This is a genomic window from Micromonospora sicca (genome assembly GCF_003172935.1).
Lineage (GTDB): Bacteria > Actinomycetota > Actinomycetes > Mycobacteriales > Micromonosporaceae > Micromonospora > Micromonospora sicca.
Window position 1 is genome coordinate 1 of the sequence record NZ_QGKS01000129.1, and the last position, 17,895, is coordinate 17,895.

The 17,895-nt window shown below is 73.6% G+C and carries 20 protein-coding genes and 1 pseudogene; 7 read left to right on the plus strand and 14 right to left on the minus strand.

All coding sequences use genetic code 11. The features are described from left to right. The 9 genes from DKT69_RS06145 to DKT69_RS06190 all read right to left on the minus strand — a co-directional run. Nucleotides 1-446, minus strand: a 446-nt coding sequence (locus tag DKT69_RS06145; protein WP_201749514.1) for a helix-turn-helix domain-containing protein, incomplete at its 3' end; no start/stop codon positions are given. 206 nt (nt 447-652) lie between these two features. Continuing rightward, nucleotides 653-1,021 (minus strand): VOC family protein, encoded by a 369-nt coding sequence (locus DKT69_RS06150; RefSeq protein WP_201749515.1) that lies wholly within the window; start codon nt 1,019-1,021, stop codon nt 653-655. A 36-nt stretch (nt 1,022-1,057) separates the two neighbouring features. Further along, on the minus strand, nt 1,058-2,062 hold the full coding sequence (locus DKT69_RS06155) for a methionine synthase (RefSeq protein ID WP_109800611.1): 1,005 nt from the start codon (nt 2,060-2,062) through the stop codon (nt 1,058-1,060). 480 nt (nt 2,063-2,542) lie between these two features. Continuing rightward, nucleotides 2,543-3,616: a tRNA 2-thiouridine(34) synthase MnmA gene (mnmA, locus tag DKT69_RS06160; RefSeq protein WP_201749516.1), complete on the minus strand. Its 1,074-nt coding sequence runs from the start codon at nt 3,614-3,616 to the stop codon at nt 2,543-2,545. Between the two features lie 36 nt (nt 3,617-3,652). Further along, entirely contained in the window at nt 3,653-4,828 is a 1,176-nt protein-coding gene (locus DKT69_RS06165; RefSeq protein ID WP_109800613.1) for a cysteine desulfurase family protein, read from the minus strand. A 356-nt stretch (nt 4,829-5,184) separates the two neighbouring features. Then, nucleotides 5,185-6,144 carry an electron transfer flavoprotein subunit alpha/FixB family protein gene (locus tag DKT69_RS06175; protein ID WP_109800614.1) on the minus strand — a complete coding sequence of 320 codons (960 nt, stop codon included), beginning with the start codon at nt 6,142-6,144 and terminating at the stop codon, nt 5,185-5,187. Between the two features lie 11 nt (nt 6,145-6,155). Beyond that, nucleotides 6,156-6,935: an electron transfer flavoprotein subunit beta/FixA family protein gene (locus DKT69_RS06180; protein ID WP_109800615.1), complete on the minus strand. Its 780-nt coding sequence runs from the start codon at nt 6,933-6,935 to the stop codon at nt 6,156-6,158. Between the two features lie 385 nt (nt 6,936-7,320). Further along, nucleotides 7,321-7,725, minus strand: coding sequence for a hypothetical protein (locus DKT69_RS06185; RefSeq protein ID WP_109800616.1), 405 nt, complete (start codon nt 7,723-7,725; stop codon nt 7,321-7,323). A gap of 2 nt (nt 7,726-7,727) precedes the next feature. Next, complete coding sequence (locus DKT69_RS06190; RefSeq protein ID WP_109800617.1) at nt 7,728-8,525, minus strand: GNAT family N-acetyltransferase; 798 nt, start codon at nt 8,523-8,525, stop codon at nt 7,728-7,730. Between the two features lie 41 nt (nt 8,526-8,566). On the opposite strand from DKT69_RS06190, the gene DKT69_RS06195 reads away from it, so the two are divergent. The 4 genes and pseudogenes from DKT69_RS06195 to DKT69_RS40980 all read left to right on the plus strand — a co-directional run. Next, nucleotides 8,567-8,953: a YidH family protein gene (locus tag DKT69_RS06195; RefSeq protein ID WP_109800618.1), complete on the plus strand. Its 387-nt coding sequence runs from the start codon at nt 8,567-8,569 to the stop codon at nt 8,951-8,953. Next, nucleotides 8,950-9,249, plus strand: coding sequence for a DUF202 domain-containing protein (locus DKT69_RS06200; protein ID WP_109800619.1), 300 nt, complete (start codon nt 8,950-8,952; stop codon nt 9,247-9,249). The genes DKT69_RS06195 and DKT69_RS06200 overlap by 4 nt, the downstream gene beginning before the upstream one ends. Before the next feature lie 28 nt (nt 9,250-9,277). Then, a complete protein-coding gene (locus DKT69_RS06205) occupies nt 9,278-9,688 on the plus strand; it encodes a PLD nuclease N-terminal domain-containing protein (protein WP_109800620.1) in 411 nt (136 codons plus the stop codon). Between the two features lie 38 nt (nt 9,689-9,726). Continuing rightward, nucleotides 9,727-10,245 (plus strand): annotated as a pseudogene (locus tag DKT69_RS40980) (AfsR/SARP family transcriptional regulator); the annotation flags it as partial. A 981-nt stretch (nt 10,246-11,226) separates the two neighbouring features. Here the strand turns inward: DKT69_RS40980 and DKT69_RS06220 are convergent. The 4 genes from DKT69_RS06220 to DKT69_RS06235 all read right to left on the minus strand — a co-directional run bounded on the left by DKT69_RS06220 (nt 11,227) and on the right by DKT69_RS06235 (nt 15,659). Further along, nucleotides 11,227-12,039, minus strand: a complete 813-nt coding sequence (locus DKT69_RS06220; RefSeq protein ID WP_109800621.1) for an ABC transporter permease — start codon at nt 12,037-12,039, stop codon at nt 11,227-11,229. Beyond that, the gene (locus tag DKT69_RS06225; RefSeq protein ID WP_109800622.1) at nt 12,036-13,010 is read right to left on the minus strand and encodes an ATP-binding cassette domain-containing protein; all 975 of its coding nucleotides are present in this window, start codon (nt 13,008-13,010) and stop codon (nt 12,036-12,038) included. The genes DKT69_RS06220 and DKT69_RS06225 overlap by 4 nt, the downstream gene beginning before the upstream one ends. 149 nt (nt 13,011-13,159) lie before the next feature. Next, entirely contained in the window at nt 13,160-14,782 is a 1,623-nt protein-coding gene (locus DKT69_RS06230) for an acetolactate synthase (RefSeq protein ID WP_109800623.1), read from the minus strand. Nucleotides 14,783-14,885: 103 nt separating this feature from the next. Beyond that, entirely contained in the window at nt 14,886-15,659 is a 774-nt protein-coding gene (locus DKT69_RS06235) for an enoyl-CoA hydratase-related protein (RefSeq protein WP_109800624.1), read from the minus strand. 98 nt (nt 15,660-15,757) lie between these two features. Between DKT69_RS06235 and DKT69_RS06240 the strand changes: the two genes are divergently transcribed. Beyond that, entirely contained in the window at nt 15,758-16,276 is a 519-nt protein-coding gene (locus tag DKT69_RS06240; protein WP_109800625.1) for a DUF6232 family protein, read from the plus strand. On the opposite strand, the gene DKT69_RS06245 is transcribed toward DKT69_RS06240, so the two are convergent. Then, the gene (locus DKT69_RS06245; RefSeq protein WP_109800626.1) at nt 16,222-16,629 is read right to left on the minus strand and encodes a nuclear transport factor 2 family protein; all 408 of its coding nucleotides are present in this window, start codon (nt 16,627-16,629) and stop codon (nt 16,222-16,224) included. The two genes, DKT69_RS06240 and DKT69_RS06245, sit on opposite strands and share 55 nt — an antisense overlap. Before the next feature lie 317 nt (nt 16,630-16,946). Between DKT69_RS06245 and DKT69_RS06250 the strand changes: the two genes are divergently transcribed. Both DKT69_RS06250 and DKT69_RS39560 read left to right on the plus strand, forming a co-directional pair. Beyond that, entirely contained in the window at nt 16,947-17,555 is a 609-nt protein-coding gene (locus DKT69_RS06250; protein WP_236647370.1) for an IS607 family transposase, read from the plus strand. A gap of 149 nt (nt 17,556-17,704) precedes the next feature. Then, the coding region (locus DKT69_RS39560) for a hypothetical protein (RefSeq protein ID WP_236647369.1) at nt 17,705-17,895 on the plus strand (191 nt) is incomplete at its 3' end.

Consider the following 17,895-nt stretch of genomic DNA (forward strand, 5'->3'; position numbering starts at 1 on the left):
CGGATCGCCCCGGTGGTGAACCGCACCGACGGGGTCGACCGGCGGCGTGACTTGAACCGCGGGAACCCCACCCGCCGCCCGGCACGCTTACCGGTGCGGGAGTCCGACCAGTTCTTCAACCCCCGGGTCAGCGCGTCCAGGCCGGTGTTGAACGCCTCCTTCGAACACTCGGCCCACCACGGCGCCACGCCGGCCTTCGCCTGATTCCAGGCTCTACGCAGCGCGGGCAGCGACCAGCCCTGCGTCGGGGTCAGGTCCACCTCGTCGATGCCATAAGTGCGTTCGGCGGCCCGCTGATCCATCACCGCCTTGACCCGGGCCAGCGCCCAGTTGTGCGCCACCCGCGCCGCCCCCGCATGCGCGAGCACCGCCCGCTCCTGGCGGGGTGTCAGGTCCAACGCGAACCGGTACGCCTGCACCACGCTCAACCGCTCCCGGCCCGCCACGCCCAGCACCGTAACCACCCGGTACGACGTAAACCCGCAACCACCAACGCCACACCCCCACGGCACCGAGCCGCCGACCGCCTGATCCCCCTTCACCGGTGCACCGCCCACCCCGCAAGCCACTCTTGTAAGGTCAACAACGCATACCAACGCATACTCAATCGGCAACAGTTGACACTCCGCCAGGTCGGGCGGATGACCGCGGGTCAGTCCCAGCAGAGGCAGAACGGGTGCCCGGCCGGGTCGGCGTACACCCGGAAGCCCTCCCCCTCGCCCGGCAGTCGCCGGGCGCCCAGGGCCAGCGCCGCCTTCTCGGCGGTCTCGATGTCGTCGACGGTGACGTCGAGGTGGAACTGCTGGGGCCGCTCCGGGTCGGGCCAGGCCGGCGCGCGCAGGCCGGGCGCCCGCTGGAAGGCGAGCCTCGGCAGGTGACCGGGCGGGCCGCCGAGCACCACCCAGTCGTCACCGTCGGAGTTGTCCTCGATCAGCGGCAGGCCGAGCAGCTCGGCGTAGAAGCCGGCCAGGGCCCGCGGGTCGGGGCAGTCGATCACCACGGAACGCAGCTGTCCAATCATGGCGGTCATCCTGCCCCACAGGTACGACGGAAAACCTCACTCCTCGTACAGCCGGCGGCCGGCGTCCCGGCAGGCGGTGAGGACCGCGCGGGCGTAGCCCGGGGTGGCCCCGGCGAGGCCGCAGGCCGGGGTGACCACCACCTGCTCGGCGAGCCGACGGCGCGGGAAGCCGAGGCGGTCCCAGAGTTCGCGTACCCGGTCGGCGACCTGGGTGGACGTCGGCGCGCGACCGGCGGGCGGCGGCAGGGTCGGCGCGGCTCCGGCCAGCAGCCCGAGCCCCGCGTCGATCGCCTCGCCGAGCGGATCCAGGTCGGTGATCAGGCCGACGTCCAGCGCCACCCCGACCGCCCCGGCGGTCCGGATCAGCTCCAGTGGCACGTCCGGGGCGCAGCAGTGCACCACGGTCGGCACGCCGGCCGCCTCGATGACCGTGCCCAGCAGCGTGCGGGCGACCTCGGACTCCACGGCCCGGTGGGCGCCGAAGCCGCTCTCGGTCGGCACCCGACCGGCCAGCACCGCCGGCAGGGACGGCTCGTCGAGCTGGAGCAGCACCGACGCGCCCGGCAGCCGCCGGCGTACCGCCTCGACGTGCCCGCGCAGCCCCTCGGCGAGCGACCCGGTGAGATCCCGCACCGCGCCGGGATCGCGCAGCAGCTTGCCGCCGATCGGCAGCTCCAGCGCGGCGGCCAGGGTGAACGGGCCGCCGGCCTGCACCTTGACCGGTCCGGCGTACGCCTCGGCCTGCTCGGCGAGCTGGTCGAGGTCGCGTTCCATCAGGTCACGGGCGCGCCGCAGGTCCTTGCCGGGGCGCGGGGCGATCCGCCAGCGGGCCGCGTACAGCTCGACGGGCAGCTCGACCAGCAGGCCGCCGGTGCGGCCGATCAGGTCGGCGCCCGGACCGCGGGCGGGCAGCTCGGGCAGGTGGGGAAAGGCGGGCAGCTCACCGAGCACGATCCGCTGCGCCTCGGCGATGTCGGTGCCGGGCAGCGAGCCGATGCCGGTCGCCGCCCCGGCGGGCCAGGGCCATGCGTGATCAGTCACGCGCGAAGACTATCCGCTGCGCCGGCCCCTGCCCGACGGGACGGCGCTCCCCGCCGGATGCTCGCCCCTACCGGGCGACGGCGGCCCCTGCCGCATGCTGGCCCCGGCCGGCAAGGTCCCTGCGAACCAGCACGACGGCCGGCAGGTCCGGGGCCCGCAGCGTCGCCAGCCACGCTATGAAGCTGATGACGTCAACGGATCGGCCGTCCTCAACTACTCGGCGGAGAATCTGTCGCCGCGGGTCGCATCCCCGGGTCTGATTCAGCTACGACATCAGCTTCGTAGCGTGGTGCGGGGGTATCCCGCCGGGCGGTGGGCGCGCATCGGCGTCGCCGATCGGCCCGGTGACGGGCCGCCGCCCGACCGCCAAAGCCCGGAGCGAGGTATCGCCGCCCGGAACAAGGCGCCGCGGGTCGGAGCAAGGCGCCGCAGGGCGGCACCCACCTCGATGGCCGTCCGGGGCAGCCGGCCCGGAGGCGGTCAGCCGGTGATGGTCGCCGAACCCAGCACCACGTCCCCGGCCGGGTCCGGCCGGTACGCCACGATGGCCTGGCCGGCGGCGACCCCGCGGACCGGGCGGCGCAGCTCGGCGGCGAGCCCGTCGGCGGAGACCTCGACGGTGGCGGGCACCACGTCGCCGTGCGCCCGCAACTGCACCTCGCACTCCACCGGCGCGGTGGGCCGCTCGCCACCCGTCCAGACCGGCCGGGTCGCCCGGACCTCGGAGACCTCCAGCGCCTCGGCCGGGCCGACGGTCACCGTGTTGGTCTTCGGGGTGATGGAGAGCACGTAGCGGGGCCGGCCGTCCGGGGCGGGCCGGTCCAGGTGCAGGCCGCGCCGCTGGCCGACGGTGTAGGCGTACGCGCCGGTGTGGCTGCCCACCACGGCGCCGCTGACCGCGTCGACCACGTCGCCGGGGGACTCGCCGAGCCGCTGGGCGAGGAAGCCGCGGGTGTCGCCGTCGGCGATGAAGCAGATGTCGTGCGAGTCGGGCTTGTCGGCCACCGCGAGGCCGCGCCGGGCGGCCTCCGCGCGGACCTCGGCCTTGGTGGAGTCGCCGAGCGGGAAGATCGACCGGTCCAGCTGCGCGCGGGTCAGCACCGCGAGGACGTACGACTGGTCCTTGGCCACGTCGACGCTGCGTCGCAGCAGGCCGTCGCGGCCGAGGCGGGCGTGGTGGCCGGTGACCACCGCGTCGAAGCCCAGGGCCACGGCCCGGTCCAGCACCGCGGCGAACTTGATCTTCTCGTTGCAGCGCAGGCACGGATTCGGGGTACGACCGGCGGCGTACTCGGCGACGAAGTCGTCCACCACATCCTCATGGAAGCGGTCGGCCATGTCCCAGACGTAGAACGGGATGCCGATGACGTCGGCGGCCCGCCGGGCGTCCCGGGAGTCCTCCAGGGTGCAGCAGCCGCGGGCGCCGGTGCGGTAGGTCTGCGGGTTGCGGGCCAGCGCCAGGTGCACCCCCGTCACGTCGTGCCCGGCCGCCACCGCCCGCGCCGCCGCCACGGCCGAGTCCACCCCGCCCGACATCGCCGCCAAAACCCTCACCAGCCCACTCCCTTCACCCCACCGAGCGTATCCGGGTCAGCGCGGGGTGCGGAGGGCGGCGGCCCGGCGGGCCCGGTCCACCGCCGCCGGGAGGGCGGCGATGAGGGCGTCGACGTCCGCGCGGGTGCTGGTGTGGCCGAGGGTGAAGCGCAGCGAGGAGCGGGCCCGGTCGTCGTCGGCGCCCATCGCCAGCAGCACGTGCGAGGGCTGGGCCACCCCGGCGGAACAGGCCGAACCGGTCGAGCAGGCGATGCCCTGCGCGTCGAGGAGCAGCAGCAGCGCGTCGCCCTCACAGCCCGGGAAGGAGAAGTGCGCGTTGCCGGGGAGGCGGGCGACCGGGTCGCCGTTGAAGATCACCTCGGGCACCGCCCGCCGGACCCGCTCGACCAGCTCGTCGCGGAGCGCGGCCACCCGGGCGGCGTACTCCTGCTGGCCCTTCACCGCGGCCTCCACGGCCACCGCGAACGCCACGATGCCGGCGGTGTCGAGGGTGCCGGAGCGCACGTCCCGCTCCTGGCCGCCGCCGTGCAGCAGCGGGGTGGCCGCGACGTCCCGGGCCAGCAGCAGCGCACCGACCCCCGCCGGGCCGCCGAGCTTGTGCCCGGTCACGGTCAGCGCGGCCACGCCGCTCGCGGCGAAGTCCACCGGTACCTGGCCGACGGCCTGGATGGCGTCGGTGTGGAACGGCACGCCGTGCTCGGCGGCGACCGCCGCCAGGTCGGCCACCGGTTGCACGGTGCCCACCTCGTTGTTGGCCCACATCGCGGTGACCAGGGCGACCCGATCGCCGTGCGCGGCCAGCTCGACGCGGAGCCGGTCCGGGTCGAGCCGGCCGGCGGCGTCGACCGGCAGCCAGCCCACCTCGGCGCCCTCGTGCCCGGCCAGCCAGTCCACCGCGTCCAGCACCGCGTGGTGTTCGACCGCGCTGGAGACCACCCGGACCTGGTCGCCGCGGGCCGCGCGACGGGCCCAGAAGATGCCCTTCACCGCGAGGTTGTCGCTCTCCGTGCCGCCCCCCGTGAAGATCACCTCGGAGGGACGGGCGCCGAGCACGGCGGCCACCCGCTCGCGGGACTCCTCCACCCGCCGCCGGGCACGCCGGCCCGCCGCGTGCAGCGACGACGCGTTGCCGACCTCGCGGGCGGTGGCGACGTACGCCTCGAGTGCCTCGTCCAACATCGGGGTCGTCGCCGCGTGATCCAGGTAAGCCATCACCGTTCAGCCTAACGGCCGAGACCGGACCCGCCGGATGCCGGAGTGCCGCCGCGAATCTCCCGAGGGTTCCGGGGTACTCAGAGGTCCGGCTGACCGATCCCCAGACGAGGCGGATGTTGGCGGTCGGTACGCTGGGACGTACTCGGTGGTCGACGTCTCCGCCGAGCAGTACGACAACGAGCCCGCCCACTCCGGCGACAGTTTGCTGAGGGGCACCTTGACGGGCTGATCGGCGGGCCGGCTCAGCTCCCCGGCCCGCCGATCAGCTCCCTTCCGCCGCACGGAAGGGCCGCAACACGCGAGAGAGCCGCCGCCCGGAACCCCGGACGGCGGCTCTCTCGTGACCGTGCAGATCACTTGCGCTTGCGGATCTCCTCGGCGGCCTGCGGGACGACCTTGAACAGGTCGCCGACCACGCCGAAGTCGGCGAGCTCGAAGATCGGAGCCTCGCCGTCCTTGTTCACGGCGACGATGGTCTTCGAGGTCTGCATGCCGGCCCGGTGCTGGATCGCGCCGGAGATGCCCAGCGCGACGTAGAGCTGCGGGGAGACGGTCTTACCGGTCTGCCCGACCTGGAACTGGTGCGGGTAGAAGCCGGAGTCGACGGCCGCGCGGGACGCGCCGACGGCGCCGCCGAGCAGGTCGGCCAGCTCCTCGACCAGCTTGAAGTTGTCGGCGTTGCCGACACCCCGACCGCCGGAGACGACGACCGACGCCTCGGTCAGCTCGGGGCGGGAGCCCTTCTGCTCGGCGACCCGGTCGACGACCTTGGCCAGCTTGTCGGCGTCGGTGACGGCGACGGTGAGCTGCTCGACGGCCGGGGTGGCCGGGGCCGGGGTCGGGTTGACCGAGTTCGGCCGGACGGTGACCAGCGGCAGGCCCTTGGTGACCTTGGACTTGACGATGGTGGAGCCGGCGAAGGCGACCTGGGTCGCGGTGCCGTCGGCGTCGAGGCCGACCACGTCGGTCAGGATGCCGTTGTCCAGCTTGACGGCCAGCCGGGCGGCGATCTCCTTGCCCTCCTGGGCGGAGGCGAGCAGCACGGCGGCCGGCTGCACCCGCTTGACCAGCTCGGCCAGCACGGTGGCCTTCGGGGCCACCAGGTAGCCGTCGATCTCCGCGCCCTCGGCGGCGTAGATCTTCTCCGCGCCGTACTCGCCCAGCTTGGCGCTCAGCGCCTCGGCGGCGCCGGAGCCGCCGAGCACGACCGCGCTGGGGGTGCCCAGCTCGCGGGCGAGGGTGAGCATCTCCAGGGTGACCTTCTTGACGCCGAATTCCTTGGTGGCTTCGACGACGACGAGAACCTCAGCCATGTCCAGACCTCTCACACGAACTTCTCGGTGGCGAGGAACTCGACCAGCTTGACGCCGCCCTCGCCCTCGTCGGTGATCTTGGCGCCGCCGGAGCGCGGCGGGCGCTTGGTGTGCTCGAGCACGGCGCTGGTCGCGCCGTCGAAGCCCACCTCGGTCGGGGCGACGCCGAGGTCACCCAGGGAGAGCGTCTGCACCGGCTTCTTCTTGGCGGCCATGATGCCCTTGAAGGAGGGGTAGCGCGGCTCGTTGATGGTGTCCCAGACGGAGACCACGGCCGGGGTCGAGGCGGTGACCACCTCGTAGCCCTCCTCGGTCTGCCGCTCGACGGTCAGCGTGGCGCCGTCGACGGTGAGCTTGCGCGCGCCGGTGAGGGCGGCGACGCCGAGCCGCTCGGCGATCATGTGCGGCATGACCTGGACCCGGCCGTCGGTGGACTCGGCGCCGCAGATCACCAGGTCGGCGTTGAGCTGCCCGAGCGCGGCGGCGAGCACCTTCGAGGTGGCCACGGCGCAGGACCCGTGCAGGGCGTCGTCCACGACGTGCACGGCCTTGTCCGGACCCATGGAGAGCGCCTTGCGGATCGATTCGGCCGCCCGGTCCGGACCCATGGTCAGGATGGTGACCTCGCCGCCGTGCGCCTCCTTGATCTTCAGCGCCTCTTCGATGGCGTACTCGTCCATCTCGTTGATGACGTTGTTCGCCGAGCCGCGGTCGACGGTGTTGTCGTCAGAACGCAGGTTGCGGTCCGCGCCCGAATCGGGCACCTGCTTGACGAGTACGACGATGTTCATCGCGCTTCGACGACCCTCCTGTTTGGTGTTGCGATCACTCGCCCGGTCTCGGGCGCAGCCTCCCGCGTGACTTGACGGTCGGTCAACCGCGGGCTGCTGTGCAGTTGCCCACGGCGCAATGTTACCCGCAAGTAGCATCGCCCTCCCGGGGCCTCAGAGTGACACAGCTCACCGAGGACCGCAGCGACGGGTAAACTCCCGAATCGGGAGGTGACGGAAATGTCCGAGATCAGCGGTACGACGGGTCGACGCCGAGCGGAGGGCGCGGAGGGCGCCCGGCGATCCTGCCGCCGGATGCTTCCCGACACCTACCGCTGCGCCTGCGGACGGGTCCGGGACCGCTGCGTCCGGAGCACCGTCCGCGCCCTCTGGTCCGTGGCCGCGGTCAGGCCGGCCCATCCAGCGCGGCCCTGATCCGGTCGATGACCGCCGCCTCCGCCGGCGCCACCCCCCGGTGCGCGTCGGCCACCCGGCCGGCCGCGGTCAGCACCACCGAGCGGTACGCCTCGACCTCCTCCGGCGACTTCTCCCGCAGGATCGCCACCGCCCGGGTCAGCGCGGGCAGCACCACCGCCTCGATCTCCAGCGCGGAGTCCCGGGGCAGTTGCGGCAGCGGGCCGACGCTGAGCGCCTCCTTCACCACGCCGCCGGCGTCGGCCAGCGCGCCGGACGCGGCCATGCTCTCCCGGATCATCGCGAACATCCCGGCCTCGGCGTTCGACACCAGGAAGACGGCGCCGAACGCCCCCGTCTTCAGGGTGAGCCGCTCGTCCGCCGTCAACCGCTCCATGATCACGGAGTGTAGACGTACGGGGTCGTCGTGGTGACCGCTACGAGCCCGAGCCGCTCCAGGATCGGCCGGCTGTCCTCCGAGCAGTCCACCTGGAGCAACGTCCGGCCGCGCTGCTCGGCCAGCCGCGCCCGGTGCGCCACCAGCGCCCGGTAGATGCCCTTCCGCCGCCACTCGGGCAGGGTCGAGCCGCCCCAGAGGGTGCCGAAGCCGGTGTTGGCCGGGTAGCGGATCCAGCCGGCGCTGACCACGGTCTCCCCCGCCTCGGCCACCACGATCGCGATCGACTGCGGATCGGCCTCGATCTCCTTCGCCAGCCCGGTCACCAGGTGGCTCCGGTCGCTGTGCCAGACCGCCTCCTCCATCGCGGCGATCCGCAGGAGGTCCTCGTGGGAGGCGACCTCGCGCAGGCGTACCCCGGCGGGCAGGACCGGGACGGCGCCCGCGAGGGCCGCGACCGGCCCGACCACGACGGTCTCCTGGTCCTCGGGGACGAAGCCGGCGCCGCGCAGCCGGTCACCCAGGTCGGCCGGCTCGTCGTGGCCGTTGAGCTTCCACTCCACGCCCTCGCCCCGGGCCCGGAAGAACTCCACCTGCCGGGCGATCAACACGTCCAGCTCCGCGCCGGCCAGCCCGTCCAGGGTGCGGTAGGTGAGGAAGCCGCGCTGGTCCAGGCCGAGGATCCGGACCAGCGGGCCGTCCCGTTCGACGGTCACCCCGGCGGGCAACGGATCCGGGATCTCCGGACGGAGCTGGCTGTCGTAGGCGTCGCGCAGGGTCCGCGCGTCAAGATCGGTCATCCCCCCAGGCTATTCATCGGGCAAAGCGGATAATCGACGACGTGTGGGAGGTGATCAGGCGGTGGTTCGACCCGCGTGAGATGCGGTCGGTGGGCAGCCGGCCCGACTACCGCTTCTCCCTGGCCAACGAGCGGACCTTCCTGGCCTGGCTGCGCACCGGGCTGGCGCTGATCGCCGGCGGGCTGGCCGCCGCCCAGTTCCTCCCGCCGCTGCCGGTGACCCACCTGCGCGAGGTGATCGCCATCGCGCTGCTGCTGCTCGGCGGGGCGGTCGCCGTCCGGGCGGTCGACCACTGGGCGCGTACCGAACGGGCCATCCGGCTCGGCGAGGAGCTGCCGGCGTCCCGTTTCCCGGCGGTGCTGGCCCTCTGCGTCGCCCTCGGCGCCCTGCTGCTGGTGATCGCGGTGCTGGCCCGGGCGCTCGGGTGACCGGCGACCCCGGGCTGCAGCCGGAGCGGACCCGGCTGGCCTGGCGCCGCACCCTGCTGGCGTTCACCGCGGTCGCCGTGCTGATGGTCCGGCTCGCGCTCACCGGCGACCTGGCCGGCGCGCTGCTGGCCGGCATGGCGGTGGTGGGTTGGCTCGGCACTCTCGCCCTGAACTGGCGCCGGGCCACCGGCGCCGGGCCGCGCCGGGCCCAGCGCTGGTCGTTCCCGCTGACCGCGCTGGCCGCCGCCGGGTTCGCCGCGCTCGGCGTGCTGATGGTGGTACGCGGGCTGCGCTGAACGGCATCGGTGGTCCATGATGTCCGACATGGTTCGCCTGTACGGGCTTCTCTTCCTGGCCGAGGTCGTGCTCGGCATCTGCGCGCTGATCAGCTGCCTCTCCGCCGAGGAGGGCGAGATCCGCGCCCTGCCCCGCATCGCCTGGGTGCTGATCATCCTGATCTTCCCGCTGGTCGGGTCGATCGCCTGGTTCGTCGCCGGTCGAGAGTCGGGCCCCGGCCGCGCCCGGACCGCCTGGCCGATGGGCAACGGCTTCTCGGAGCGGGACCGGGGTCGCCGGCAGGTGGCGCCGGACGACGACCCGGCGTTCCTGTCGTCCCTCGGGGAGCGGTCCCGGCAGCAGGATCAGGAGCTCTTCCGCCGCTGGGAGGACGACCTGCGCCGCCGCGAGGAGGAGCTGCGCCGGCGGGACACCGAGCAGGACCGCCCGGAGGTCTGAGCACCGGGCCGTGGCCGCGGCCGGGCAGAATCGACGGCGTGCAGATCTGCCTGCTCGGGCCGCTGGAGGTCCGCGCCGACTCCGGTACGCCGGTCGAGGTCGGCGGCGCGCGCCCGCGCCGGCTGCTGATCCTGCTCGCGCTGGAACCCGGCCGGACGGTCTCCGTGGGCCGGCTGGTGGCCGGGGTTTGGGACGGCGAACCGCCGACCGGCGAGGCCAACGCGCTCCAGGCCCTGGTGTCCCGGCTGCGCCGCGCCGCGCCCGGGCTGCCCGTCGAGGCCCGGCCCGGCGGCTACCGGCTGGACGTCCGCCCGGACGACATCGACCTGCACCGCTTCGAGGCGGAGGTCACCGCAGGCCGCGCGTGGCTGGCCGAGGATCCCGCCGTCGGCTGCCGGCGGCTCGCCGACGCGCTCGCGCTGTGGCGCGGGCCCGCGCTGGCCGACGTCGCCGACGCCGACTTCGCCCGGTCGCCGGCGGCCCGCGCGACCGAGCTGCGGCTGGCCGCCACCACCCGCAACGACCTGGTCACCAGCCAGGCGTGGCTGGAGCGGGCGGCCGCGGCGGCCGCCGGACGCGACGCCGCGCATCCCCTGCTGCGGCTGGTCCGGCCGGTCGCCGAGTCGTTCGCCAAGGGCTTCCAGCTCCCCTCCCGGGAGGTCCTCGACCGGCTCTTCACCGACCCCGACCCGTGGGTGGCCGGCACGGCCCGGATGTTCCACGCCCACGCCTTTCTCAACGGCGGCCTGTCGGACCGCACCGCCGAGGAGGACCTGGTCGCCGCGCTGGCGCACTACCGCGCCATCGGGGACCGGTGGGGCTGTTCGTTCAGCCTCACCTCCCTGGCGGACCTGCTGGACCGGCGCGGGGAGGCGGCGCGGGCAACGCCGTACCACGAGGAGGCGCTGCGGTACTTCGAGGAGCTGGGGGTCCAGGAGGACATCCCGGAGATTCGACTGCGGTTGGCGCACAACCTGTGGCGGCGTGGCGAGCACGATCGCGCACTCGCCGAGCTGGCCCGGGCGGGGTGGGAGACCGACCGGACCGGCTCCGACGAGGCCCGGGCCGCGGCCGCGCACTCGCGGGCCGAGGTGTTGCGCGCCCAGGGCGACTGGGCGGGGGCCCGCGCGTGCCTTGCGGAGAGTGGTCGGCTGCTCGGCGACCGGCACGTGGCACCGCAGTGGCGGGCCCTGCACGCGTCCAACCTCGGCGCGCTGGACGCCGTCGAGGGTGACCTGGCAGCCGCCCGGGCCCGCCACGACCAGGCGCTGGAGCTGGCGCTCGGCTCGCAGGACGCCCCGGTGGTCGGCGCGGTGCTGGTGGGCGTCGCCGACCTGGCACTGCGGCTGGGCCGACCGGCCGCCGCGGCCCGGCTGCTCGGCGCGGCGGCCGGGGTGCGGGGCGGCCCGGACCACTCGGTGCTGGACCGGCCCCGGGTGGAGGCCGCCGCCCGCGACGCGCTCGGCGAGGAGGCCTTCGCCGAGGCGTACGCGGGCGGGCTGGGCTGTCGGCTGGAGACCGCCGCGGAGGCGGTCCGGCTACACTCGACGCCTGAGCGCCCGCACGGCGAGCGGGGCGAACACGGCGGCGAGTACGACGGCCCAGATCAGCGACTGGACGACCGGCCCGGCCACCGGGCCGCCGACCAGCAGGCCACGCAGCGCGTCGGCGAGGATGGTCACCGGGTTGACCTCGACCCAGTTCTGCAGCCAGCCCGGCATCCGGTCGGTAGGTACGAAGACGTTGCTGGTGAAGGTCAGCGGGAAGATCACCATGAAGCCGAAGATCTGCACCTTCTCCGGCTCGCTGACCAGCACCCCGACCAGCACCGAGATCCACGAGGCGGCCAGCGAGAAGGCGAGCAGCAGGACGAACGCGCCGAGCAGGCCGACCACCCCGTTGCCCAGCCGGAAGCCGAGGATCGCACCGACCCCGACCAGCAGCGACACCGACCACGCCTGCTTGACCGTGTCGGCGAGGATCCGGCCGGCCAGCGGAGACCAGCGGGCGATCGGCAGCGCGCGCAGCCGGTCGAAGACCCCCTTGGTCAGATCGTTGTTGAGCCCGAACCCGGTGGTCATGGTGGCGAAGAGGGCGTTCTGCACGATGATCCCAGGCAACGCGAACTGCAGGTAGTCGCCCGGGGAGCCGGAGATCGCCGTGCCGAAGACGTACGTGAAGAGCAGCACGAACATCACCGGCTGGATGCTCAGGTCGAGCAGCTCCATCGGGTTGTGCTTGATCTGCACCAGGCTGCGCCAGGCCAGGGTGAGGGTGTGCCGCAGCCCGGCGGCGAGGCCCGGCCGGCGGGCCGGGGCCAGCGGGGCGGCGGTGAGGGTGGCGGCGGTCATGCTGGCATCCATTCCAGTTCAACGTCGGAGCGGCCGTCCTGCTCGGCCCGGTGGCCGGTCAGGGAGAGGAAGACCTCGTCCAGGCTGGAGCCGCGCAGGGCCAGCTCGGCGACCGTGATCTCGGCCTGGTCGAGCCGGCGCACCACGGCGGGCAACACGCCGGGGTCGTTCACCGGCACGGTGACGGTGGTCTGGGCGACCTCGGGGGTCGCCCCGGCGACCTCCGCGGCGATGGACACCACGGTCGGCAGGTCGCCGGCGTCCGCCGGCCGGACCGTCAGGATCTGCCCGCCGGTCTTGGCCTTCAGCTCCTCCGGGGTGCCCTGGGCGATGACTTGGCCGTGGTCGACCACGGCGATCTCGCTCGCCAGCAGGTCGGCCTCCTCCAGGTACTGGGTGGTCAGCAGCACGGTCACCCCGTCGGCGACCAGGCCCCGGACGATGTCCCACAGCTCGTTGCGGCTGCGCGGGTCGAGCCCGGTGGTCGGCTCGTCGAGGAAGAGCACCTGCGGCCGGCCCACCAGGCTGGCGGCCAGGTCCAGGCGGCGGCGCATGCCGCCCGAGTACGTCTTGGCCGCCCGGTCGGCGGCGTCGCTGAGCTGGAAGTCGGCGAGCAGTTGCCGGGCGCGGACCCGGGCGTCGGCCCGGCGCATCCCGAGCAGCCGGCCGATCAGCAGCAGGTTCTCGGTGCCGGTCAGCGTCTCGTCGACCGAGGCGTACTGGCCGGTCAGGCCGATCAACTGGCGGACCCGGTGGGCATCGCGGCGGACGTCGTACCCGCCCACCGTGGCGTGCCCCTCGTCGGCGGCGAGCAGGGTGGCGAGCACCCGTACCGCGGTGGTCTTGCCCGCCCCGTTCGGCCCGAGCAGACCGAAGACCGTCCCGGTGGGGACGGCGAGGTCGACTCCGGCGAGGGCGGTGGTCGCGCCGAAGCGGCGGACCAGACCCTCCGCCTGGATCGCGTATGTCATCGGAACTCCCGTCGTATCGCTGGCCACCCCACGATGAGCGACGGCGCTGACGTTACGTCGACACCCGCTGACATTCCGCTGATTTTGCTGCGAACAGAAAAACGACCGCCGCCGCCGGTCACCCGGCGACGGCGGTGGCAGGGTCGGGGTCAGGCCAGGTTCGACGAGCGGGGGTACGCGTCCGCCGGGTCGGTCAGCACGTTGACCAGGTACGGCACGCCGGAGTCGAACGCGCGGGTCAGGGCCGGGGCGAGGTCGGCGGCCTTCTCCACCGTCTCGCCCGCGCCGCCGAGCGCCTCGACCACCTTGTCGTAGCGCAGCCCGGGCTGGAGGTCGGCGGCGACGTCGTAGCCGTACATGGCCCGCATCGGGTGCTTCTCCAGGCCCCAGATGCCGTTGTTGCCGACCACGATGACCACCGGGAGCTGCTGGCGGGCCAGGGACTCGACGTCCATCAGCGAGAAGCCGGCCGCGCCGTCGCCCATCAGCACGCAGATCTGCCGGTCGGGGTGGCTGACCCGGGCGCCCATCGCGTAGCCCATGCCGGTGCCGAGGCAGCCGTACGGGCCGGGGTCGAGCCAGGTGCCGGGCTGCGCCGGCTCCAGGTAGCGGCCGGCGTACGAGACGAAGTCGCCGCCGTCGCCGATGGTGATGGCGTCGGGGGCGAGGGCCTTGCGCAGCTCGCCGTAGATCCGGGCGGGCCGGATCGGGTCGGTCTCGGCGGCCATCTCCTCGGCGTCGCGGACCTTGGCGGCGTCCTCGGCGACCCGGAGCTGGGCGATCCAGTCGGCGTGGTCGGCCCGGTCGCCGGGGTGCTCCGCGAACGCGGTGAGGATGAGCCGCAGGTCGCCGGCGGGGGCGGCGGCGGGTTGCACGTGCCCGGCGCGCTGGCTGGGCGCGTCGACGACGTGCACGACCTTGGCGTCGCCGAAGTCGCCGAAGCCGAGCCGGAAGTCCAGCGGGGTGCCGACCACCACGACCACGTCCGCTTCCTTCAGCGCGACCCGGCGGGCCTTGGCGAAGGCGAGCGGGTGGGTGGGCGGCAGCGCGCCGCGCCCCATGCCGTTGGTGAAGACCGGCACTGCGAGCGCCTCGGCGGCGGCGCGCAGGGCGTCGACCGCGTCGCCGGCGTACACGTCGGAGCCGGCGATGATCACCGGTCGGCCGGCGGCGGCGATCAGGCCGGCGGCCTTCGCCACCTCGTCCGGGTCGGCCTCGATCGGGGCGATCGGCGACACCGCCGGCAGTTCCGCGTCGCCGACCGAGAAGACCGCCTCCAGGGGGAAGTCGAGGAAGGCCGGGCCGCGGTGCGGGGTGAGCGCCGCGGTGAGGGCGGCGGTGACCGCGCGCGGAATGTCGTCGGCGCTGAACACCGTCTCGGCGTGCTTGGTGACCGGGGCGACCAGCGGCAGATGGTCCATCTCCTGGAGGCTGCCCGAGCCCCAGCGGAACTGCGGGGCCCGGCCCCCCAACACCAGCACCGGGGAGGCGTTGAAGAACGCGCTGGTCAGGCCGGAGACGCCGTTGGTGACGCCGGGGCCGGCGGTGAGCACGGCCAGGCCGGGCCGGCGCTGGAGCTTGGCCACCGCCTCGGCGGCGAAGACCGCCGACTGCTCGTGCCGGACGTCGTAGATGGGGAAGCCGGTCTTGTGCGCGGCGTCGTAGAGCGGGAAGACGTGCCCGCCGGAGAGGGTGAACATCTCCCGTACGCCGTGCGCGCGCAGCGCCGCCAGCGCCAACTCTCCGCCGTGACCCTCGACCCGTTCCGTCATCGCCGCTTCCCTTCGTCACATGACCGGTGTCACAGGCTACTGGCCGGTAGGCGGAATGTGAACCGCTCTCGGGTCGGCGGCTCTCCGCCGACCCGGACCGGGCTCAGCGGCCGGTGAAGCCCGGCTTGCGCTTCTCGACGAACGCGGCCATGCCCTCGCGCCGGTCGTCGGTGGCGAAGAGTGCCGCGAAGAGCTGGCTCTCCCAGGCCAGGCCGGAGTTGAGGTCCATGTCGAGGCCGCCGTCGACGGCCTGCTTGGCCGCCCGCAGGGCCTGCACCGGGCCGGTCAGGTACGGCTTCACCAGCGCGACGGCGGTGTCGTACACCTCGGCGGCCGGGGCCACCCGGTCGGCCAGGCCGATCCGCAGCGCCTCCGCCGCGTCGACCATCCGGCCGGACATGATCAGGTCCTTGGCGCGGGCCGGGCCGACCAGCCGGGCCAGCCGCTGAGTGCCCCCCGCGCCCGGGATGATGCCGAGCTTGATCTCCGGCTGGCCGAGCTTGGCATCCTCGGCCACCACCCGCCAGTCGCAGGCCAGGGCCAGCTCGCAGCCGCCACCGAGGGCGTACCCGGTGATCGCGGCGACCACCGGCTTGGGAATCCGGGCGATCGCGCCCAGCGCGCTGGACAGGTCGGCGGCCCGCTCCGCCATGTCCACGTAGGACATGTCGGCCATCTCCTTGATGTCCGCGCCGGCGGCGAAGACTTTCTCCCCGCCGTACACGATGACCGCGCGGACCTCCGGGTCGGCGGTGGCGGCGGCCGCGGCGGCGCGCAACTCCTCCTGCACCTGGGTGTTCAGCGCGTTCATCGGCGGCCGCTCCAGCCGGATGGTGCCGATGCCGTCCTTGGTCTCCAGCCGAACGAACTCGCCCACGCTGCCCTCACTTCCTCGTCGAAGTCGCGTGCCAACCTTACGACCCGGGTCGTTGGGGTAAGTAGTCTGGTGTCCGCCCCGCCACCGGGAGTCAGGCCATGATCACGTACTACGACGACAGGTCGGTGCAGGTCACCTCCACCGCCATCCGGGTGGACGGCCGGACCTTCCCGCTCGCGGAACTCAGCATGGTGTGGCACCGGCGGGGCAGCCGCTCCTGGCGGGTGCTCGCCGGCCGGGGCGCGATCGGCGCCGCGCTGGCCGGGCCGCTGGTCGCCGCCCTGCTCGGCGTCGGGCTGGCGGTCGTGCTGCACCGCTCGCCGACCGTCACGCTCGCCATCGTCGGGGCGTCGGTGCTGGTCGGGCTCGGGGTCGGGCCGCTCGCCGACTTCCTCTTCGAACACCTGGACCGCTCGTACGCCCGGGGCGCCCGGCAATGGGAGATGTGGGCCCGCTGGCGCGGCCACCCGGTGCGACTGCTGCGCACCGGCGACGCGCTGCGCTTCGGCCAGATCTACCGGGCCGTGCAGCGGGCGATGGAGTCCGCGCCGACCCCCGTCCGTCAGAAGGCGATCGACTCGTCCGGCAGCAGCCCGAGGCCGCGCAGCAGGCCGTAGGTGTCCCGCTCGCCCCAGAACTGGACGATCCGCCCGCCGGCCAGCCGGTACATCTTGCAGGCGCTCTGCACCGTGGTCGCCCCGGTCGCGTCCCGCCGGTACGTCTGCGCGAACGAGACGACCACCCGGTCGTCGACCGCGAGCAGCTCGACGATCCGCTGGTCGAGCACGGTCAGGCCGGGCGAGGAGACGGCGCCCTCGACGTAGTGCCGGCCCTGCACCGCCGCGCCGGAGCCGTAGATCTGCACGTCCTCGGCGACCACCTCGGCCAGCTCGGCGAGGTCCTTGGTGACGAAGGTCCGCAGGTACCGCCGGACCACCTCGACGTTGCGCTCCCGCTCATCGGCCCCCATGCGCCCCGACCGTACGCCGGCCGAGGCCTCCGCGCCGGCAGCGACGGCTGCACACCGCCCACCCTCCGCTTGCCGTCTACGAAGCTGATGACGTCAGCGAATCATCCGTGGGGCCAGCCCCCGGGTGCACCACCACCCGGCCGCGATTCATCCACGACATCAGCTTCGTAGCGTCGTGGCAGGACATCCGGCGGCCGACCAGTCGAGGGGCGGCGGGCGGGGACGCCACCGGCACGGCGCGGACATGAGCGCGGATGGTTAGGGTGTGCAAGTGTTGGCTGATTAACTAAGCGAACCTATGTGGTACGTTCTTGATCATGTCGTTGCTGCGTCTGGGTCCGGCCGCTGAGTACATCGGTGTGCATCCTGTGACGCTGCGCCGGTGGGCGGATGAGGGACGGGTGGCGGTGACGTGGGTTGGTCGGGAGCGTCGGTTCGACTCTGCGTTGCTCGATGCGTTCGTTGGACGGGGTGAGGCGGAACGGCCGCGCCGTGAGGCGTTGTATGTGCGGGTGTCGGGTACGTCTGGCCAGGAGACGTCGCTGGTGGCCCAAGAGGCGGAACTGCGGGCTACTGCTGCCGCCGAGGTGGTGGCGGTGTTCAAGGACAAGGCGTCTGGGCTGCGGGAGAACCGGCCGGGACTTGCCCGGCTGTTGAAGGGTGCGGCGGCGGGCGAGTTCACTGTGGTGAGAGTGACCCACCGCGACCGGTTGGCCCGGTTCGGCACGGCGTGGTTGACCGCTCTGCTCGCCCGTGACGGGGTGACTGTCGAGGTGCTGCATTCGAAGGGTTCGGCCGGTGGGGTCGAGGAACTGGTGGACGACTTCATGTCTCTGGTCGCCATATTCGCCGGTCGGATGTACGGCCTGCGGTCGCGTGAGGCCAAGCGGCGACTGCTGGCGGCCGCGGGTAAAGGCGTGGGGTAGTGGCTGGCTCCGTGTTGACGTCGACCGCGACCTGCACCGCATACCGGGCGGTGTGCGGCGGTAAGCCCGACGCGCCGGGGGTGCAGGCGCCCGTGTCGGGGCGGGTGCTCGCCGAACGGGTCGGGTGGCTGGCGGACCTGGTTCGGGGCATGGCCGACGAGGTGATCGGCGCGCGTTGGTCGGATGCTGACCTTGCGGAGCTTGCCGGTGGGGTCGGCCCTGATGGGCGGCGGCTGCCGGGCAACGGGTGGATGGCGTTGCGCCGGCTCGGCTGGGGTGCGGTGCCGCCGGCGGGTGTGGTGGTGTCGGACCGGGTTCGTCGGATCGCCGAGGAAGAAGC

Bases quoted from the DNA above. Each gene is read 5' to 3' on its own strand.
- DKT69_RS06245 (WP_109800626.1), bottom strand. From the start codon at position 16,629: ATGGGGGCCGATGAGCGGGAGCGCAACGTCGAGGTGGTCCGGCGGTAC.
- DKT69_RS06225 (WP_109800622.1), bottom strand. From the start codon at position 13,010: ATGACATACGCGATCCAGGCGGAGGGTCTGGTCCGCCGCTTCGGCGCG.
- DKT69_RS06150 (WP_201749515.1), bottom strand. From the start codon at position 1,021: ATGATTGGACAGCTGCGTTCCGTGGTGATCGACTGCCCCGACCCGCGG.
- DKT69_RS06240 (WP_109800625.1), top strand. From the start codon at position 15,758: ATGATCACGTACTACGACGACAGGTCGGTGCAGGTCACCTCCACCGCC.
- DKT69_RS06180 (WP_109800615.1), bottom strand. From the start codon at position 6,935: ATGAACATCGTCGTACTCGTCAAGCAGGTGCCCGATTCGGGCGCGGAC.
- DKT69_RS06205 (WP_109800620.1), top strand. From the start codon at position 9,278: ATGGTTCGCCTGTACGGGCTTCTCTTCCTGGCCGAGGTCGTGCTCGGC.
- DKT69_RS06165 (WP_109800613.1), bottom strand. From the start codon at position 4,828: ATGGCTTACCTGGATCACGCGGCGACGACCCCGATGTTGGACGAGGCA.
- DKT69_RS06220 (WP_109800621.1), bottom strand. From the start codon at position 12,039: ATGACCGCCGCCACCCTCACCGCCGCCCCGCTGGCCCCGGCCCGCCGG.
- DKT69_RS06230 (WP_109800623.1), bottom strand. From the start codon at position 14,782: ATGACGGAACGGGTCGAGGGTCACGGCGGAGAGTTGGCGCTGGCGGCG.
- DKT69_RS06250 (WP_236647370.1), top strand. From the start codon at position 16,947: ATGTCGTTGCTGCGTCTGGGTCCGGCCGCTGAGTACATCGGTGTGCAT.
- DKT69_RS06190 (WP_109800617.1), bottom strand. From the start codon at position 8,525: ATGACCGATCTTGACGCGCGGACCCTGCGCGACGCCTACGACAGCCAG.
- DKT69_RS06185 (WP_109800616.1), bottom strand. From the start codon at position 7,725: ATGGAGCGGTTGACGGCGGACGAGCGGCTCACCCTGAAGACGGGGGCG.
- DKT69_RS06175 (WP_109800614.1), bottom strand. From the start codon at position 6,144: ATGGCTGAGGTTCTCGTCGTCGTCGAAGCCACCAAGGAATTCGGCGTC.